Origin of the sequence: Algibacter sp. (genome assembly GCF_029245835.1) — a bacterium.
GTDB lineage: Bacteria > Bacteroidota > Bacteroidia > Flavobacteriales > Flavobacteriaceae > Algibacter_B.
This window is the reverse complement of the sequence record NZ_JAQWOO010000067.1, coordinates 1-18,508: the sequence shown is the minus strand read 5'-3', so window position 1 is coordinate 18,508 and position 18,508 is coordinate 1. Positions and strand designations below refer to the sequence as shown.

Genomic DNA, 18,508 nt, shown 5'->3' with positions numbered 1-18,508 from the left:
ATTTAGTTTTTTATTGGAGTTTTATTCGAAATTGGATTTACACCATATTTATCAAACAAATACACTAAAGCGGTCATGGTTGCAGCTCCTAATTCTAACTCACGTTTGTTAATGGCATCAAACGTATCATTACTAGCATGATGATGATCAAAATAACGTTGAGAATCTGGACGTAAACCTGCTAAAACATTGGAGTCTGTTTTAAGCGGACCAACATCGGCTCCACTTCCCCCCTTTTCAAAATAGTGAATAAGATAGGGTTTAAATAGTGGTTGCCAACTTAATACTTGATTAAATGCAGCATCGTTACAATCGAAACTAAAACCACGAGGAGTAAACCCACCTGAATCACTTTCTAGAGCAAATACATGGTTTTCTCCTTTTTGTTTGGCTACCTCAGCATACTTTCTTCCACCGCGTAATCCGTTTTCTTCATTCATAAATAACACCACTCTGATGCTTCGTTTTGGTTTAATACCTGACTCTTTTAATAGCCTTAAAACATCCATAGATTGCACAACACCTGCACCATCATCGTGAGAGCCATCACCTAAATCCCAAGAATCTAAATGACCGCCAACAATCATATATTCATTTGGATATTCACTTCCTGTGATTTCTCCAATAACATTATAAGATTGTACATCTTTAAGTTGCTTACAATTTTGCTTAAAGTAAAACTTAATAGACTTATCTAACTTTAACATCGTACTTAACAACTCAGCATCATTAGTACTAATGGCTGCAGAAGGAATACGTTTATCAACTGGTAAATCATCGTAAGTCATGCTTCCTGTATGTGGTAAATCGTCCATTCTTAAATTCATAGAACGTACAATAACACCAACGGCACCAAATTTTATGGCTTCTACGGCACCTTGGTAACGTTGATTCACACAACCTCCGTAAGCCTCAAATGTATTAATTAAATCGACTTGCATCGGGCGGTTATAGAATACTATTTTACCTTCAATATTTTCTGGACCAAGTGCTTCGAGTTCTTCAAAGTTTTTAACCTCAACAACTTCTGCTTTTAAACCCAATGCCGCTGTAGCTACTGAACCCCCTAATGCACAAATATTGACGTTAGTTGTTTTTCCTGGTGTGGTTTCGATAAACGCAAATTCTTTTGCACCACGAACCCATTTAGGGACCATTACGGTTTGCAACCAAACTTTATCTAGTCCAAGTTTTTCAAGTTCTTCTTTAGTATATGCTACTGCTCTTTCTGCTCCTAAAGATCCAGACAACCTGCTCCCTATTTGATTGGATAAATGATTTAACCAATTATAACTTTGTCCGTTGGTTAAGGATTGTTTATAGATGGTTTTCACGATCTCTTGATCGGTTTGTGCATTAATGCTTGACACGGCTATAACTAAAAAGAAAAGTAGAATTGATTTTAAAATTTTCATAGATTTTTTTATGCTTAAAGATAGTATTTATTAAAAGTTGAACACTAAACAGACTTTTAAATTTGTGTTAATACCATGAGGGAAGTGCGTTAACGATTGCAGCGGCATCCTTTTTGCGAAGATTTAAACTAGTGGCTTTCTTTTAAAACCTAAAGTTAATTTATGGTGCTATCCTGAAGTAAGTTAGGACTGCTTCGCAGAAAGATATAGCGAAAAGCGTGTTAAAACGCCCAAAAATTATTCGTTATTTAGTTCTTGTTTATATAATTCGATATTGGCTTTAATATCGTCATCCAACTCTGGTTCTTTTATATCGGTATAAGCGCTTATTGTATCGAACATGATTTTTGCCACTAGATATCTCGCAGACGGTTTATCATCAGCAGGTATGGTATACCAAGGCGCGTGAGGTTTTGATGTTCTGTTAATGGCGTCTTCGTAACAGGTTTGGTATTTATCCCAAAGTTTACGCTCTTTTAAATCGCCGGGTGAGAATTTCCAATTTTTTTCTTGCTTTCGTAAGCGGCGTAGCAATCTGTTTTTTTGTTCTTCTTTAGATAGGTTTAAAAAGAATTTAAAAATGATAGTTCCGTTTTCTGCAATATGTTTTTCAAAGTTGTTTATTTGCTCAAAACGTTGGTTCCAAAAGGACTCGTTAATATCGTCTACCGCATTAACTCCCGGAATATTTTCACTCATAATATAACCTGGATGCACGCGCGTTACCAACACATTTTCGTAGTGGGTTCTATTAAAAACGCCAAACTTTCCGCGTGCCGGAAGAGCAATGTAATGTCGCCATAAATAATCGTGTTTTAATTCCAGTTCTGTAGGCACTTTAAAACTATGAACTACAACTCCTCTGGCATTAAAATCTTTAAATACTTCGCGAATTAGACTGTCTTTCCCAGCAGTATCCATACCCTGCAGGCAAATTAAAACCGAATATTTACCATGTGCATATAAAGTATCTTGAAGTTTGCCTAGTTGTTTTCTGACTTTTTTAAGTTCTTTTTCTGCATCATCAATGACTACTTTAGTTTGTGATTTTGTAAGGGATATGTTTGCTGTTACTTTGTACTGATCTAATTGCATTTTTAATGGTTTAAAAAATTACTTTGACGCAAATAGTTTTACATCTTGCTCGCTTACTTCGCTGCCTCCTAAGATAATTAATCGTTCAATAACATTACGAAGTTCTCTAATATTTCCTGTCCAATCATATTCTTGAAGCAGCTTTATTGCTTTTTCTGAAAATGCTTTTTTAACCGTTCCTTGTTCGCTTGCTATTTTATTAGAGAAATGATTTACCAATAATGGAATATCCTCTCGTCTATCATTCAGAGCAGGAACTTTAATTAAAATTACCGCTAACCGGTGATATAAATCTTCACGGAATCTGCCCTCTTCAATTTCCTTTTTTAAATTTTTGTTTGTTGCTGCAACAACGCGAACATCTACTTTAATATCCTTATCACTACCAACACGTTGCACTTTACTTTCTTGTAAGGCACGTAACACTTTAGCTTGAGCTGAAAGACTCATATCTCCTATTTCATCCAGAAAAATAGTACCTCCATTGGCGGCTTCAAATTTCCCTGCCCTATCTTTATTAGCACTTGTAAAAGCGCCTTTTACATGACCAAATAATTCGCTTTCAATAAGCTCACTAGGTATGGCAGCACAATTCACTTCAATTAAATTACCTTGAGCACGATCGCTCTTTTGGTGTAACCAATGTGCTACTAATTCTTTACCTGTCCCATTTGGACCTGTAATTAACACACGTGCGTCAGTTGGAGCCACTTTATCAATAATATCTTTGATTTGTGAAATAGCATCACTATTACCAATCATTTCATATTTTTTACTAACCTTCTTTTTTAGAATTTTGTTTTCTACAACCAATTCTTTTCTATCTAAAGCATTTCTAACGGTATTTAGTAAACGGTTTAAATCAGGTGGTTTTGAGATATAATCAAAAGCTCCTAATCGCATCGTATTCACAGCTGTATCCAAATCACCATGACCAGAAATCATGACTATTGGAATTTCGGGTTTTATTTTTTTAACAGCTTCTAAAACTTCAACACCATCCATTTTTGGCATTTTAATATCGCAAAGTATTAAATCGAAATCTTCATTTTTTATCTTTTCAATACCTGATAAACCATCTTCTGCTTCATCTACTTTATAAGCTTCATTTTCTTCGGAAAGAATCTTAACAAGCACACGTCTAATCGCCGCTTCATCTTCTATTACTAATATTTTTGACATATTTATATTTTAAATTTAAGTCCGGTTCTTAAATAAAATGCGTTAACATCATTCAATTTAAAAACTTCATCTCTATTTTTGTTACGTAATACATTGTTTAGTCTAAATGTATAGCCTGTATACATATAAGCTACTAAATGTTTTGTAAAGCAATATTCGTACCCAAGTCCACCAACAGCTACAGATAATGAAATATGATCTATATTTTGTCCATTTATTTCAACAGTATCTTGTAGATGAGCTAAGTAACCGTCTAGCCCAACAAATGCCTGCACGATATTTTCTTTATTAAATGTATATTTTAAATTAGATTTTGGTACACCCGCATTAAAACTCCAGTCTTCATTAATTTTTCTATAATAACTTATGAAGGGTAACGGAAATGGTATCCCTGTAGTAGCATTATATGTTAGCCCTAAAATTAAACGGTAGGGCCGTTTTAAATTGTCGTCTTTAGTTCTATCATTTATTAAAAAGACGCCTCCATTCATAAAAAAATCATCTGCATTTAAAGATTTATTAAGTGTAGAGGCAATTCTTGGGTTAAACTTTGCTCCCAATCGCCATTTTTCATTCCATTTAAAGGTATAGCCAATGTTTAAATCTATGATATGAATTCTATCTAAAACTGATGTGTCAAATGGATAATTCTCTTCTAAATTAAGAAAAATACGGTTATACTCTGCTCCAACTATTAAATAACTACCTTCTTTAACTTCTATTGGATAATTTAAAATTGCCCTTAATCTTGTGTACTGATCTTCAGAATTACTTTGAGGAATAAATGAATACTCTAACCGTGCTAAATCTGTGAGTTGCGCTATTGAAAATTGAAAAACAAATAAGAAACATACCACCAATACACACCTAGTTTCTTTTATTATCCTTTGATTCATTCCCTGGTTGATTTTAAATTTACTGTGGTTTTTGAATAATATGGATATCTCTTTGAGGGAATGGTATGCTTATATTGTTTTCTCTAAAAAGCTTATCAATTTCAAAACGAATATCACTTTTAGGAAACTGGGCTTTGAAACTATCGTTAATAGTAAATATAATTTTAAAATTTAGAGAACTATCGCCAAAATCTGTAAATAGTACCATTGGCTCTGGCTCACTAAGCACATTTGGATGTGTACTTGCCGCTTGAATTAAAAGGTTTTTAACCAATTGTACATCGCTACCATAAGCGACACCAACATTTACTGACTCTCTAGTTATTGTGCCGTTTTGTGTCCAGTTATACAAACTATTTTCTAAATATAAATGGTTAGGAATAACTAAAACCTTATTATCTATAGTTACTGCTCTTGTTGTTCTTAATTTAATTTCCTCTACTCTTCCTACTTTACCCTCTATTTCTATAATATCGCCAACATGAACAGATTGATCTACTAAAATAAATATACCAGATAAAATATCTTGAAAAAGCGTTTGAAGTGCTAAACCAACACCAATAAGTAGTGCTGCTGAGGCTGCAAAAACAGCTGTAACATTTATTCCTATAGAATCAAAAACAACAAGAAGTACAATGATATAAATAATCCATCTAGCAAAAGAAAAAACAGTAGTAAATTTTGCTTTATCACTAGTTGGCATATTTTTAGTTACTAGGCGTTTTACCCATCTTAAAAAATATGTTGTAGCAAGTACAACTAAAATAACTAATAAAGCATACTTTACCTTTAATACTATATCGTGAGCGTTCTCTCCAGTTCCCGTAGTGAAATCTATGATTTTAAATTCTAGAAATTCTAGAAATTTTTCCCATAAAGAACTGTCTGTTATGACTTGCTCAACTTTGTTTACACGATCTTCAATATGTTCTTTTACGTTGTCTTGCATTTTAATATTTAATCCATTTAATCAACTCTTTATAGCTCGGTTTCTTGCCATACATTAAAATTCCAACGCGATATATTTTTGCTGCAAACCAAACTGTAAACATAAATGACCCTACCAATATTAATAAAGATAATACTTGTTGCCAAATTGGGACACCAAAAGGAATTCGCATGAGCATAACCACGGGTGATGTTAAGGGTATAAACGAAAACACCGTTGAAACCGTTCCGTGGGGGTCTTCAATAACTGTAAATATACCAATATAAACGGCTAAAACCAGTGGCATAATTATAGGCAGCATAAACTGCTGTGTATCGGTTTCATTATCAACAGCTGCTCCAATGGCTGCATATAATGAGCTGTACAATAAGTAACCGCCAATAAAGAACAAAAGAAATGCTACAACTAAATTAGCTAATGGTAAGTTATAAAAAGCTGTAATACTATTTTGAAGTTGAACATTTACTTCTGGGTTTTCCATAGCCTGCTCCATGATTTGTTGTTGTGGCGTTTGCATTTCCGACATGTCTATGCCTAGAATTAGTGAAGCCACAGTCATTAAAACACCTCCTAAAATAACCCAAATTACAAATTGTGTTATTCCAGCCAACGATGTTCCAATAATTTTTCCAAGCATTAATTGCACTGGTTTTACTGAAGAAATTATAACTTCTATAATTCTACTGGTTTTTTCTTCAATAACACTTCGCATAATCATGTTTCCATATATAATAATGAACATGAACAGTAAATACCCTGCTGCACCACCAAAAATAAGTTTTACAACACTATCTACTTTTGATGTTTTTTCACCTTCAAAACTCTCCTGATTAATTTCAATGTTTACTTTTGTAGCCTTTAATTTATCAATATCTATACCTTCTTTAATTCTATTTTGTAATGTTAATTCTGATTGAATTTTACCTTCTAAATTTGAAATTAAAGTTAATGATGGTGATTCTTCTGAATAAAATGTCAAGTTTTCCGAGGTAAGTTTTTCTTCTGAAATAGCATTAACATATAATAATCCGTAGCCCTCTGATTCTTGGACCAGTGCTTTTGCATCATCAAGAGACATACCTTCTAGAATATTATAAGACGTGTTCTCAGAATTTTTAAAAACATTACTTACCAATCCAGATTCATCTAGAATAGATACGACTCTAATTTTATTTTTGTTTAATTGTGTTAAATAAGCAACAACAGCAATTAGTGACATAAATATTAAAGGACTCAAAAAAGTCATGATAATAAACGATTTATTTTTAACCTTAGTTAAATATTCTCGTTTTATAATAAGCGGTAAATGGTTCATAAATCAATTATTATTAACAGCTTGAATAAAAATATCGTTTACACTTGGTATAAGCTCTACAAAATGAGACACTTCACCTTTTTGGGTTAGATAACTCAATAAATCATTTGGTTTTCCATTTTGTTGGAGCTTAATATTTAGTTTAAGTTCATCTTCTAAAGTTTTAAAATTAGCCTTAGAAACATTAAATTTTTCAGACAATTCCTGTTCTAAGAGCATTTGATTTTTAGCTCTTATACCAACTTCATAAGTATTGATTTTATATTGACGCTTGACATCTACCAAATTACCATCTAATATTTTATTTGATTTATGTATCAAAGCAATATCATCACATAACTCCTCAACAGATTCCATTCTATGAGTAGAAAAAATAACTGTAGCTCCGTTTTCGCGTAGTCGTAAAATTTCATCTTTAATTAAGTTAGCATTTATTGGATCGAAGCCCGAAAAGGGTTCGTCAAAAATCAACAACTTTGGTTCATGGAGCACCGTAACTACAAATTGTATTTTTTGTGCCATACCTTTTGAAAGTTCTTGAATTTTTTTATCCCACCAATCTCCAATCTCTAAACGTTCAAACCAATATTTTAATCGTTTTTTCGCTTCTGCCTTACTTAACCCTTTTAATTGCGCTAAGTATATAGCTTGTTCGCCTACTTTCATGGATTTATATAAACCACGTTCTTCTGGTAAATAACCAATATCCATAATATGCTTTTGACTAAGAGGCTCTCCATCTAAAATTACCGAACCTGAATCTGGCATAGTTATTTGGTTGATAACACGTATAAGCGTTGTTTTTCCTGCACCGTTAGGCCCTAGGAGTCCGAAAATACTTCCTCTTGGAATGCTAATCGATACATCATTTAAAGCTTTAAAATCTCCAAAATATTTAGAAACATTATTAACTTCAAGTAAGTTATTCATACTGATTTTTTTATTGACTAGTAATAACGTAAATATATTAAATGTTTAGTCTTGACACTTAACGCTTTTGGTAATAATTATGATTTAAATAATAGATGCTGTGAAAAATTATGGATTAGTTCAAACGTCTAACTTAATTTGATATTTCATACTTATCAAATTAGAGTTCCACTAAAAAACAAAACCCACCCTTAATAAAATTAAGGATGGGAAAAAAATTGCTATGAAAAAGAAAAATTATCACTAAAATAAATTAGTGATATTCAAATATAGTTTTTTTTTCAATACTAATAGCAAAACTATTAATTTTCTTCTTTTTTTAGATAAAAAAATCCGCTTAAAAAGCGGATTTTCATATAATATTACAATTAACTAAAAGATTGTTTCTTTAGGAAAACATATCTTTTACTTTTTCAAAGAAAGATTTATCAGAACTTTCGGGTTTTGGAACAAAATGTTCATCCTCTTGCATAGCTTCAAAAAAGTCTTTTTGCTGTTTATTTAGTGTTTTTGGAGTCCACACATTTACATGTACTAACAAATCTCCCTTACCGTAACCATTTATGCTTGGGATTCCTTTTCCGCGTAAGCGTAAAATTTTACCAGATTGCACACCAGATTCAACCTTTATACGTACTTTTCCTGTAACCGTATCAATTTCTTTTGAAGTTCCTAAAACAGCATCGGGAAAACTTACATATAAATCGTAATGTAAATTATCACCTTCACGCTGTAATTTATCGTGAGTTTCTTCTTCAATAACAACAATTAAATCTCCAGAAATTCCATTTCCAGGAGCTTCGTTACCTTTACCAGAAACCTTAAGCTGCATGCCATCAACAACACCTGCAGGTATTTTTATAGATACAGTTTCTTCAGTAACTTTTAAACCTTGTGCGTCTGCATCACTTGGTTTTTTATCAATAGTTTGTCCTGCACCGCCACATACATTACAAGGTGCCGAGGTTTGCATTCTGCCTAAAATAGTATTTGCTATTCGGGTTACTTGCCCTGCTCCATTACATGTAGAACAGGTTTTATAAGTAGTACCTGGTGCTTGAACTTTACGTTTTACTTTTACTTTCTTTTCAACACCTATTGCAATTTCTTCTAAAGTCAGTTTTACTCGAATACGGAGATTACTTCCCTTAACACGACGCTGGCCTCCACCACCGCCAAAACCAGAGAAACCGCCGCCAAAGCCTCCGCCTCCGCCAAAGATATCTCCAAACTGACTGAATATGTCATCCATATTCATACCGCCGCCGCCAAAACCACCGCCGCCATTCTCAAAGGCTTGGTGCCCATACTGGTCGTAACGTGCTTTTTTATTGTCGTCGCTTAATATTTCATAAGCTTCAGCAGCTTCTTTAAATTTAGCTTCTGCGTCTTTATCATCAGGGTTTTTATCAGGGTGAAATTCAATAGCCTTTTTTCTGTAAGCTTTTTTTATTTCAGCGGTACTTGCGCTTTTATTGATACCTAATATTTCGTAATAATCTCTTTTAGCCATATTCCTATTCTAAATCCTCTCTATCAAAAAGGACTTTTTAATTTATATTATTATTGCCCTATAACAACTTTTGGAAAACGAATTACTTTTTCTCCTAAAAGGTATCCTTTTTCAACGATATCGATAATTTTACCTTTCAAGTCATCAGTTGGTGCCGGTATTTGTGTAATAGCTTCGTGGTTATCAGCGTTAAATGTATCACCTTTATTAACCTCTATAAGCTTTAAGCCTTTTTGCTCTAAAGTTTTTACTAATTTTTGATAAATTAACAGAACACCTTTACGTAACTCTTCAGCTTCTTTATCATCTTCAATATGCGTTAATGCACGTTCAAAATCATCTAAAACTGGCAACAATGTTTTCATAACATCCTCACTAGCTGTTGAAAACAATTCAATACGCTCTTTTGCTGTGCGCCTTTTATAATTTTCAAACTCTGCAAACAAACGCAAAAACTTATCTTTTTCTTGCTTTAATTCTCCTTCAAGTTTTTCTTCCTTTGTTAGCTCCTCCACTACTTGCTCTTCAACTTCAACTGTTTCTGCTTGAGCAGATTCAACTTGATCGTTTTCTATATCGCTTTTATTTTTTTTACTCATGGTAAATTCAAATTTTTTCAATCTTAAATTTAAGTTGGCAAAAGTACTGCCAATATTATAAAAATGTCATAATGTCATTAAAATAATTTTAATTTTTTTTCTGATGATGAATACCTAATTTTGTATGATAACACTAAAATATTTTAAAATGAAAAAGAATTTTTTAAAAATCTTATTTATCACTGCTTTAATTATTTCTATTACTGGATGCAAAGACAAAGCAAAAGAAGCTACAACTACTGCGGCTGAAGCAGTTGAAAAAACTGTTAACTCTGAAATTTACAACGTAAACAATGAAGCTTCAATTATTGAATGGAAAGGTTTTAAACCTACAGGATCTCATAACGGTACTATTAGTATTGAGCGCGGTGTATTAGATGTTACTGACGGAAAAATTGTTGGTGGGTCTTTCATCATTGATATGACATCCATAGTTGTTACAGATATTCCTGCAGATGATAAAGGAAATGCAAAACTTAAAGCGCATTTAACAAATCAAGACTTTTTTGATGTTGAAAAACACCCAAGTGCTGGTTTTACCATTACTGGCTTAGCGGAAGTTGAAGGTAAAATGATGCTTTCTGGCAATTTATCTCTTAAAGATGCTAAGAATAATGTAACATTTCCTGTAACTGTAAGCAATGAAAATGGCGTTATTACACTTACTAGTGAAACGTTTTCTATAGACAGAACTAAATGGAACGTAAAATATGGTTCTAAATCTATTTTTGATAATTTAGGTGATAAATTTATTAATGATGATATGGAATTGAAAGTTATGGTTACGGCTGTAAAGTCTTAATTTTAATTAATAAAAATAATTTTATTAAAAAACCATCTTGTGAAAATAAGGTGGTTTTTTGTTTGTATTGAATGTGTCTACCAAAAATTATTATTCCATAAAAAACGCCAACAATTAATGTTGGCGATTTTTTTTATGAACAAAACTGAATATAAACTAATTATATTTTAGCAGATTTTACAGTTTTTATAATTCTTCCTGCAATTTTGTATGGATCTCCATTAGAAGCAGGTCTTCTATCTTCTAACCAGCCTTTCCAACCTTTCTCTACTGCAATAATTGGAATACGAATAGATGCACCTCTATCTGAAACTCCCCAAGAAAAATCTGTAATAGCAGCTGTTTCATGTAAACCTGTTAAACGTTGGTCGTTAAACTCCCCATAAACAGCAATGTGTTCTTTTACAACAGGACGGAAAGCTTCACAAATTTTTGCGTAAACTTCTTTATCTCCACAAGTTCTTAAAGTTGTGTTTGAGAAATTAGCGTGCATACCTGAACCATTCCAATCCATATCTTTACCTAATGGTTTTGGGTGGTAATCAATATAGTATCCATACTTTTCTGTTAAACGGTCTAGTAAATATCTAGCAATCCAAATTTCGTCACCAGCTTTTTTAGCCCCTTTTGCAAACAATTGGAATTCCCATTGTCCAGAAGCAACTTCTTGATTAATACCCTCAAAGTTTAAACCAGCATCAATACATAAATCTGCATGCTCTTCAACTAAATCTCTACCGTGTGTATTTTTTCCACCTACAGAACAGTAATACATACCTTGTGGTGCAGGATATCCACCTACAGGGAATCCTAGTGGTAATTGTGTTTTAGTATCCATAATGAAATACTCTTGCTCGAAACCAAACCAGAAATCATTATCATCATCATCAATTGTAGCTCTACCGTTAGACACGTGTGGAGTTCCATCTGCATTCATAACTTCAGTCATTACTAAATAACCATTGATTCTGTCTGGATCTGGGTAAATTGCAACAGGTACTAGTAAACAGTCTGAAGATCCACCTTCAGCTTGTCTAGTTGAAGATCCATCAAAAGACCAGTTTCCTAATTCTTCTAACGTTCCTTTAAAGTCTTCGTGCTCTTCTACCTTAGTTTTACTTCTTAAGTTTTGAGTTGGGAAGTACCCATCTAACCAAAGGTATTCTAATTTAATTTTTGCCATAGTGAATATTTTATTAATGTAATATTGATAATAATATCACAAATATAGATTTTTATGCTTTTACTTTGAATTTATAGGGGGTGTTTTCACAAATGTGTGTGTTATTTTTATTTATACCCTATTTTTTTAAGGTTTATTTTAAAAAAAGTTGATTATTTTATGAAAAAACTGAAAAAAGCTTAAAAGATTTTTTCAGTTTTAAGGTTTTATTATTAAACCTAGTTATTTTTGCTAATAATATAAGAATCAAATGTTTTAAAAAATATAAGAATGTCTACACTAAGATTTCATGCTATAAAAGAGTCGCTTAAATTCAAACCTGTTTTGGTTGAAGAAAAAGAGCGTCGTTCAGATTTATTTGGTAAAAATGTATTTAACGAAAATGCCATGCGCCATTATTTAACAAAAGATGCTTTTGTTAGTGTTATGAATGCCATTCAATTTGGAAAAAAAATAGATAGAAATATAGCAGATCAAGTAGCTTCTTCCATGAAAGATTGGGCACTATCTAAAGGAGTTACACATTATACGCATTGGTTTCAACCATTAACAGGTACTACTGCTGAAAAACATGATGCTTTTTTTGAAACTATAGGAGGTGGCATAGCTGTTGAAAAATTTGGAGGAGACCAATTGGTACAACAAGAACCAGATGCATCTAGTTTCCCAAGTGGTGGTATTAGAAATACGTTTGAAGCTAGGGGTTATACTGCTTGGGACCCTACATCTCCGGCATTTATCTATGGCACAACACTTTGTATTCCAACTATATTTGTGGCTTATACAGGCGAGGCTTTAGATTATAAAACCCCGCTTTTAAGAGCACTTCATGCAGTTGATGATGCAGCCACTGCCATTTGTAAATATTTTGATAAAAATGTAAAAAAAGTGACTTCTTCTTTAGGTTGGGAGCAAGAATATTTTTTAATAGACAAGCTCATGGCTGAAAGTCGTCCAGACATCGCTTTAACTGGTCGAACATTATTAGGGCATTCCGCCGCAAAAGGGCAACAATTAGATGATCATTATTTTGGGTCTATTCCTAATAGAGCATTAAATTTCATGCGGGAGTTAGAAACCGAATGTTTGCTTTTAGGGATTCCTGTAAAAACAAGACATAACGAGGTAGCACCAAATCAATTTGAATTAGCGCCTATATACGAGGAGGCCAACTTAGCAGTAGATCATAATGCGTTGTTAATGGATATTATGGGTCGTGTAGCGTCCCGTCACAACTTTAAAGTACTATTACACGAAAAACCTTTTGCAGGCGTAAATGGATCTGGCAAGCATAATAATTGGTCGCTTTCAACAGATACTGGTGTTAATTTATTAGCTCCAGGAAAAACACCAATGAGCAACCTGCAATTTCTAACCTTCTTTATTAATACGATAAAAGCCGTACATACACACGAAGCACTTTTAAGAGCAGCTATAGCATCTGCAAGTAATGACCATAGATTAGGTGCAAACGAGGCACCTCCAGCAATTATCTCTGTGTTTATTGGCGAGCAATTAACAAAAGTATTAGAGGAGTTGGCAGGTGTTACCAAAGGAAAATTATCCCCTAAAGAAAAAACAGAATTAAAACTTAATGTTGTTGGAAAAATTCCAGATGTTTTATTGGATAATACCGATAGGAACAGAACATCGCCTTTCGCTTTCACAGGTAATAAATTTGAATTCAGAGCCGTAGGATCTCTAGCAAATTGCGGAAACCCAATGACGGTTTTAAACACGATAGTAGCAAAACAACTTAAAGATTTCAAAAAAGAAGTAGACAACTTAATAGATAAAAAAGATTTAAAGAAAGACGAAGCCGTTTTTAATGTATTAAGAGAATACATCAAATCCTCTAAACCTATTTTATTTGAAGGTAATGGTTATGGTGCTGAATGGGAAAAGGAGGCAAAAAAACGTGGTTTAAGCAATAACAAAACCACACCAGAAGCCTTAAAAGCAAGAGTCTCCAAAGCCTCTATTGCCCTATTTGAAGAAATGAAAGTGATGAGCAAAATTGAAACTGAGGCCCGTTACGAAATCGAGGTTGAAGCTTACATCATGCACATTCAAATAGAAAGTCGTGTTTTAGGCGATATAGCGCGTAATCATATTGTACCCACTGCAGTTAAATATCAAAATATTTTGGTTGAAAACGTTCGAGGTTTAAAAGAAATTTTTGAAGAAAAATACACTAGCGTTTCAAGAGAACAAATCAATTTAATCGAAGATATTTCAAACCATATAGAAGGCATAAATGCCAATGTTACCAAAATGATTGATGCCCGAAAAACAGCAAACAACATTAAAGATATTGAAAAGAAAGCCCATGCATATTGTAACCATGTAAAGCCGTTGTTTAATGACATTCGTTATCATTGCGATAAACTAGAGCTCTTGGTAGATGATGAAATCTGGCCACTAACCAAGTACAGAGAACTATTATTTACAAGATAATATTATTATTTGGGTACCTACCCACAAGAGTTGAGCAAGAAGATTATCCTGAGTGGAGTCGAAGAGCTAAAAGCTTTCACTCTCAACTCGCTATAAGCTTCCAATACAATCCCTAATGCATTATGTTTACAAGATTATGTTTTTAGAAAGAAAGTTTTTGTTTTTTTTGATAAATTGAATTGATACGGAATATTACCAATTTACAAAAGGTTAAAGAGAAATAGAATTATTAAAGCTTCCCATGGGTAAATACCAAAAACATAAAAACGCCATAACCAACCACTAAAAAAAAGCCTTTAATTCTGCTAATTTGAAAACGTTTTGGCAAGAATATTAAAGGTATTAAAACTGCTGAAAAACCAAGCATCCAAAAGATATCGCTCGATAATATTTGTGGTTCAGTAACAGATATAGGTTTTACAAGAGCTGTTAAACCTAAAACAGAGGCTATATTAAAGATGTTACTACCTATTAAGTTCCCCAAAGAAATGGCTTTTTCTTGTTTTGCTGCTGCAATAACTGATGCTGCTAATTCTGGAACACTAGTCCCTATTGCTATTAATGATACTCCTATAACTGCTTCACTAACCCCTACAGAAGTCGCTATATTTTTTGCTCCCAAAACAAGCCATTCACTTCCAAAATAAAGTGATGTTGCACCAATCAATAACCACAACCCTATTTTAAAGTTTGAAACTGTTGATAAAGCATCATCAACATCCTCTACAACAACGTCCTTTTTAGCATTTCTGATAAGAAATATTAAAAAGGCAATAAGTCCAGCAAATAAAATACCACCCTCAATAGCAGTTAAAACACTATCGTTTTTTAAAAAAAAATATAATAAAATTGAAAACACCATCATAACGGGCCAATTCACTTTATAAAATGATTTATCTACAGCAATTGTACCAACCATTGCAGTTATACCAAGAACTAATCCAATGTTGGCAATATTAGACCCTATGACGTTGTTAATAGCAATTGCCGGAGATCCTGAAAATGCAGCTTGTAAACTTACAAGTAATTCTGGTGCAGAAGTGGCAAACGATACCACCGTCATACCAATTACCATTTTAGATATATTAAATTTAAATGATAATGCTACTGATGAGCGCACCAAAAACTCTCCACCAACTACTAATAAAACAAAACCAAGGATAACCCAAAGGATACTCATAAACTTTTTTTTTTGCGAAGATAAATGAAAGTAAAAAGTGAATAACTAAAAGTGAATATTTTTTTTGACACTATAAACTTTATAAGGTTAGTCTATTTAGATTTTTTTTTATTTTCAATTTGGAAAATAATGAAAATCATAAAAAAGAGCATTTTTGAAACAAAATAACCCTAGAGTTTTAAAAGACATTCAAAATATAGCCTATAATTGTTATAAATTATAATCATTATTACTCCTTATTATTTTAATTTATCACTTAAGTAAAGAAGTTTATAGAAAAAACGAAATTAATTTCATCTTTTTAATTACAAATCCGTATTTAAATTCATCGATTTCAATAAAATTACTTGGTAGTCATATTGGTAAATATATATCTTCCAAAAACATTGATATAAATAACTTTATTTACTAACCTTTTAAAACTAAAATATGATAACACTTGCCAAAATTGCAATTGATTTAATACTCTTTATTATTTCAATTATTTAAAAAAACCATGTAAAACTTAGTCTAGAATAAGTTTTACTATTTTTACACTATAAATTTTAAAAGTGAAAAAGCAAGTTTTCAAAATTTTAGCTAAGGTTAATAAGTTAATCTTCCCAAGTTATTCTAAAAAGCAATTAGATTTAGCTCAAGCTAGTAAATTACAAATGCTAATTATTGGTTGGAGATGGTATGTAACAAGAAATGCATTAGATTGATAGATAAAAATAAGCATTTCGGCTTTTTTTTTGCATTTTGAATATTTCTAATAGTACATTTACACCCAATAGAAATAAATGCCCCTATAAATCTCAAAACCTATGGTTAAACATATTTATCCATTAATAGTATTTTTAAGCTTCACCACAAATCTATTTGCACAAGAAGCAAGTATTTCTACAAAGTTTTCTCAAGACGGTAATCTTTATGAAACTCCGACTAAGTCCTCAGAGATTATTGCTGAATTTAAAGAAAACCAAAAATGCATAGTAACTAGTTATTTAGGCAACTACACCTATAAAATAAAATATAAAGATTTCGTTGGCTTTGTAAAAGATCAATACTTATTTGTAAATGAACAAATGATGGATTTATATTTTGACCATGAAGAAAAGCAAAGAGATATTGCTATTGCAGAGCGAAAAGAAAAAGAAAAAAAAGAAGAAGAAATTTCAAATAAAGCTAAAAGAGCCAAAGAATTAATAGAACAGAATAGAATAGATTCAATAGCAAAAATTGAATTAGAAGCAAAAAAAAGCTCACTAGAATTAAAGCGAAATGATTCTATCGTTAAAGCTAAAGAACAACAAAGAATACAACGTGTTGCGCAAGCAAAACAAGATTCTATTGCTAAGGTTATTAATGAGCAGAAAAAGATTTTAGCTGAACAACGAAAAAAAGATTCTATTAATAAAGTTGAAGCACAAAAACAATTAGTAATACAAAGACGAAACGACTCTATTGCCAAAGCTAAAGAGAACCAAAAAATTCAACTCGCTGCTCAAAGAAAAAAAGATTCTATTAATCAAGTTATTAAAGACAAGAATAGAATTTTAGCTGAACAACGAAAAAATGATTCTATTAATCAAGTTGAAGCACAAAAACAATTAGTAATACAAAGACGAAACGACTCTATTGCCAAAGTTAAAGAGAACCAAAAAATTCAACTCGCTGCTCAAAGAAAAAAAGATTCTATTAATCAAGCTATTGAAGAGAAGAATAGAATTTTAGCTGAACAACGGAAAAATGATTCTATTACTCAAGTTGAAGCTAAAAACAAAAGAGTATTAGAATTATTAAGGAAAAGAAACGATTCAGTTTTAAAAGCCAGAGAACAAGCAAAAGTTGTTTTAGAAACAAAAAGAAACGATTCTATTTTAAAAGCTAAAGCTGAAGAAAAAATAGTATTAGAAAAATTACGAAAAAGAAATGAATCTTTTGCTAAAGCCGAAGCTCAAAAAAAGGAAAAAGCCAAAAAACTTCAAGAAACAGCAATTAATAAAGCAAAATTAGAAGAAAACAAGAACTTTATTCAAAAGCGACAATATGATTCCATTTTAAAAGTTAGAGAGCAAGAAAGAAAGCAATTAGTTGAGTTAAGAAGACAAAATGATTCTATCGCAAGAATTATTGAGCAAGAAAGAAGTGCTCTAGAAAAATTAAGAAATGATGCTTCGCTTTCTCAAGAAAGTAAAACATCTAAAACAGCTTCAAGAACAGAGGAAAATAAAAGATTAGAACTACTAAAACGCATGAAGTTTAGAGATTCTTGCCATTATCAGATTAATGAATATGATAGATTTTATAATATTACTACAATTAGAACAGAAGCTTATCCACTAAGCAAAAATCTAACAGTTGAATTATACAAGCAAGGTAGAAAGACAAATGTGTTTTTTAATTACACTGGAGATTTAGGTTGTGCTTCATATCTTCCAAGAGAACGATCTAGTGTGAAAGTTAGTCTAGAAAACAACCAAACCATTGTTTTTTATCATTCTTGGGATATTGAATGTGGCGTATTTTTGTTTAAATCCATTTTAACCAGTGCTCAAATGAATATCTTGAAAAATTCACCAATAAAATCTATAACTCTTAAAGGAACCGAAGACTCAAAAGAAGTTAATTTTATAGATTATAAAGAGTTTTTTATAGATAAGCTTAAGTGTATTGATTAGATTGTGTGTACTTCAAAAAAAATAATAAGTCACTTCTTCCTTCTTTTTTAGTGTAAGGCACCTAAACTGTTTCATATACCGCTGGCACATAAACCAATTTCTTAGATGCTTCTTTAACTATAACACGATCTTCTACAGTTTTATATGCAGCAGGAACAATTTCTAATGTTAATACTAATTATTAGATTTTTTATCAATAGCGTCCTAAACGTTTAATAAAAGAGAAAGGGAAATTTGTTCCGCAAAGTTATCTTTGTGGTGCAACACAAAAAACACCTTTCTCCTATGACAAATATAACTTTGTTTTCTCAGATAATTTCAAAATTAGA

15 protein-coding genes are annotated in these 18,508 nt (G+C 32.0%); 4 read left to right on the top strand and 11 right to left on the bottom strand.

Going from position 1 to position 18,508, the window contains the following annotated elements:
* Nucleotides 1–2 precede the first annotated feature (2 nt).
* The 9 genes from P8K68_RS10805 to P8K68_RS10765 all read right to left on the bottom strand — a co-directional run bounded on the left by P8K68_RS10805 (nt 3) and on the right by P8K68_RS10765 (nt 9,894).
* A complete protein-coding gene (locus P8K68_RS10805; RefSeq protein WP_300250707.1) occupies nt 3–1,415 on the bottom strand; it encodes a M20/M25/M40 family metallo-hydrolase in 1,413 nt (470 codons plus the stop codon).
* A 237-nt stretch (nt 1,416–1,652) separates the two neighbouring features.
* Nucleotides 1,653–2,510: a PPK2 family polyphosphate kinase gene (locus P8K68_RS10800; RefSeq protein WP_300250704.1), complete on the bottom strand. Its 858-nt coding sequence runs from the start codon at nt 2,508–2,510 to the stop codon at nt 1,653–1,655.
* A gap of 18 nt (nt 2,511–2,528) precedes the next feature.
* The gene (locus tag P8K68_RS10795) at nt 2,529–3,692 is read right to left on the bottom strand and encodes a sigma-54 dependent transcriptional regulator (RefSeq protein WP_300250702.1); all 1,164 of its coding nucleotides are present in this window, start codon (nt 3,690–3,692) and stop codon (nt 2,529–2,531) included.
* Nucleotides 3,693–3,694: 2 nt separating this feature from the next.
* The gene (locus P8K68_RS10790; protein ID WP_300250700.1) at nt 3,695–4,588 is read right to left on the bottom strand and encodes a DUF6268 family outer membrane beta-barrel protein; all 894 of its coding nucleotides are present in this window, start codon (nt 4,586–4,588) and stop codon (nt 3,695–3,697) included.
* Nucleotides 4,589–4,607: 19 nt separating this feature from the next.
* Nucleotides 4,608–5,537 carry a mechanosensitive ion channel domain-containing protein gene (locus P8K68_RS10785; RefSeq protein WP_300250698.1) on the bottom strand — a complete coding sequence of 310 codons (930 nt, stop codon included), beginning with the start codon at nt 5,535–5,537 and terminating at the stop codon, nt 4,608–4,610.
* Nucleotide 5,538: 1 nt separating this feature from the next.
* Nucleotides 5,539–6,852 (bottom strand): ABC transporter permease, encoded by a 1,314-nt coding sequence (locus P8K68_RS10780; protein ID WP_300250695.1) that lies wholly within the window; start codon nt 6,850–6,852, stop codon nt 5,539–5,541.
* A gap of 3 nt (nt 6,853–6,855) precedes the next feature.
* Nucleotides 6,856–7,782, bottom strand: coding sequence for an ABC transporter ATP-binding protein (locus tag P8K68_RS10775; protein WP_300250692.1), 927 nt, complete (start codon nt 7,780–7,782; stop codon nt 6,856–6,858).
* A 388-nt stretch (nt 7,783–8,170) separates the two neighbouring features.
* Nucleotides 8,171–9,295 carry a molecular chaperone DnaJ gene (gene dnaJ / locus P8K68_RS10770; protein ID WP_300250690.1) on the bottom strand — a complete coding sequence of 375 codons (1,125 nt, stop codon included), beginning with the start codon at nt 9,293–9,295 and terminating at the stop codon, nt 8,171–8,173.
* A 50-nt stretch (nt 9,296–9,345) separates the two neighbouring features.
* Complete coding sequence (locus tag P8K68_RS10765; RefSeq protein ID WP_300250687.1) at nt 9,346–9,894, bottom strand: nucleotide exchange factor GrpE; 549 nt, start codon at nt 9,892–9,894, stop codon at nt 9,346–9,348.
* Between the two features lie 148 nt (nt 9,895–10,042).
* Here P8K68_RS10765 and P8K68_RS10760 point away from each other — a divergent pair, with 148 nt between their 5' ends.
* A complete protein-coding gene (locus P8K68_RS10760) occupies nt 10,043–10,696 on the top strand; it encodes a YceI family protein (protein ID WP_300250685.1) in 654 nt (217 codons plus the stop codon).
* 160 nt (nt 10,697–10,856) lie between these two features.
* On the opposite strand, the gene P8K68_RS10755 is transcribed toward P8K68_RS10760, so the two are convergent.
* Nucleotides 10,857–11,879, bottom strand: coding sequence for a glutamine synthetase beta-grasp domain-containing protein (locus P8K68_RS10755; RefSeq protein WP_300250684.1), 1,023 nt, complete (start codon nt 11,877–11,879; stop codon nt 10,857–10,859).
* A gap of 270 nt (nt 11,880–12,149) precedes the next feature.
* On the opposite strand from P8K68_RS10755, the gene P8K68_RS10750 reads away from it, so the two are divergent.
* Nucleotides 12,150–14,336 carry a glutamine synthetase III gene (locus P8K68_RS10750; protein WP_300250682.1) on the top strand — a complete coding sequence of 729 codons (2,187 nt, stop codon included), beginning with the start codon at nt 12,150–12,152 and terminating at the stop codon, nt 14,334–14,336.
* A 229-nt stretch (nt 14,337–14,565) separates the two neighbouring features.
* Here the strand turns inward: P8K68_RS10750 and P8K68_RS10745 are convergent, their stop codons facing one another.
* On the bottom strand, nt 14,566–15,516 hold the full coding sequence (locus P8K68_RS10745; RefSeq protein WP_300250680.1) for a calcium/sodium antiporter: 951 nt from the start codon (nt 15,514–15,516) through the stop codon (nt 14,566–14,568).
* Nucleotides 15,517–16,067: 551 nt separating this feature from the next.
* Here P8K68_RS10745 and P8K68_RS10740 point away from each other — a divergent pair.
* Together P8K68_RS10740 and P8K68_RS10735 are read left to right on the top strand one after the other, a co-directional pair.
* Nucleotides 16,068–16,220 carry an SsrA-binding protein gene (locus P8K68_RS10740; RefSeq protein ID WP_300250677.1) on the top strand — a complete coding sequence of 51 codons (153 nt, stop codon included), beginning with the start codon at nt 16,068–16,070 and terminating at the stop codon, nt 16,218–16,220.
* A 102-nt stretch (nt 16,221–16,322) separates the two neighbouring features.
* Nucleotides 16,323–18,179: a hypothetical protein gene (locus P8K68_RS10735; protein ID WP_300250673.1), complete on the top strand. Its 1,857-nt coding sequence runs from the start codon at nt 16,323–16,325 to the stop codon at nt 18,177–18,179.
* Nucleotides 18,180–18,508: the final 329 nt, after the last annotated feature.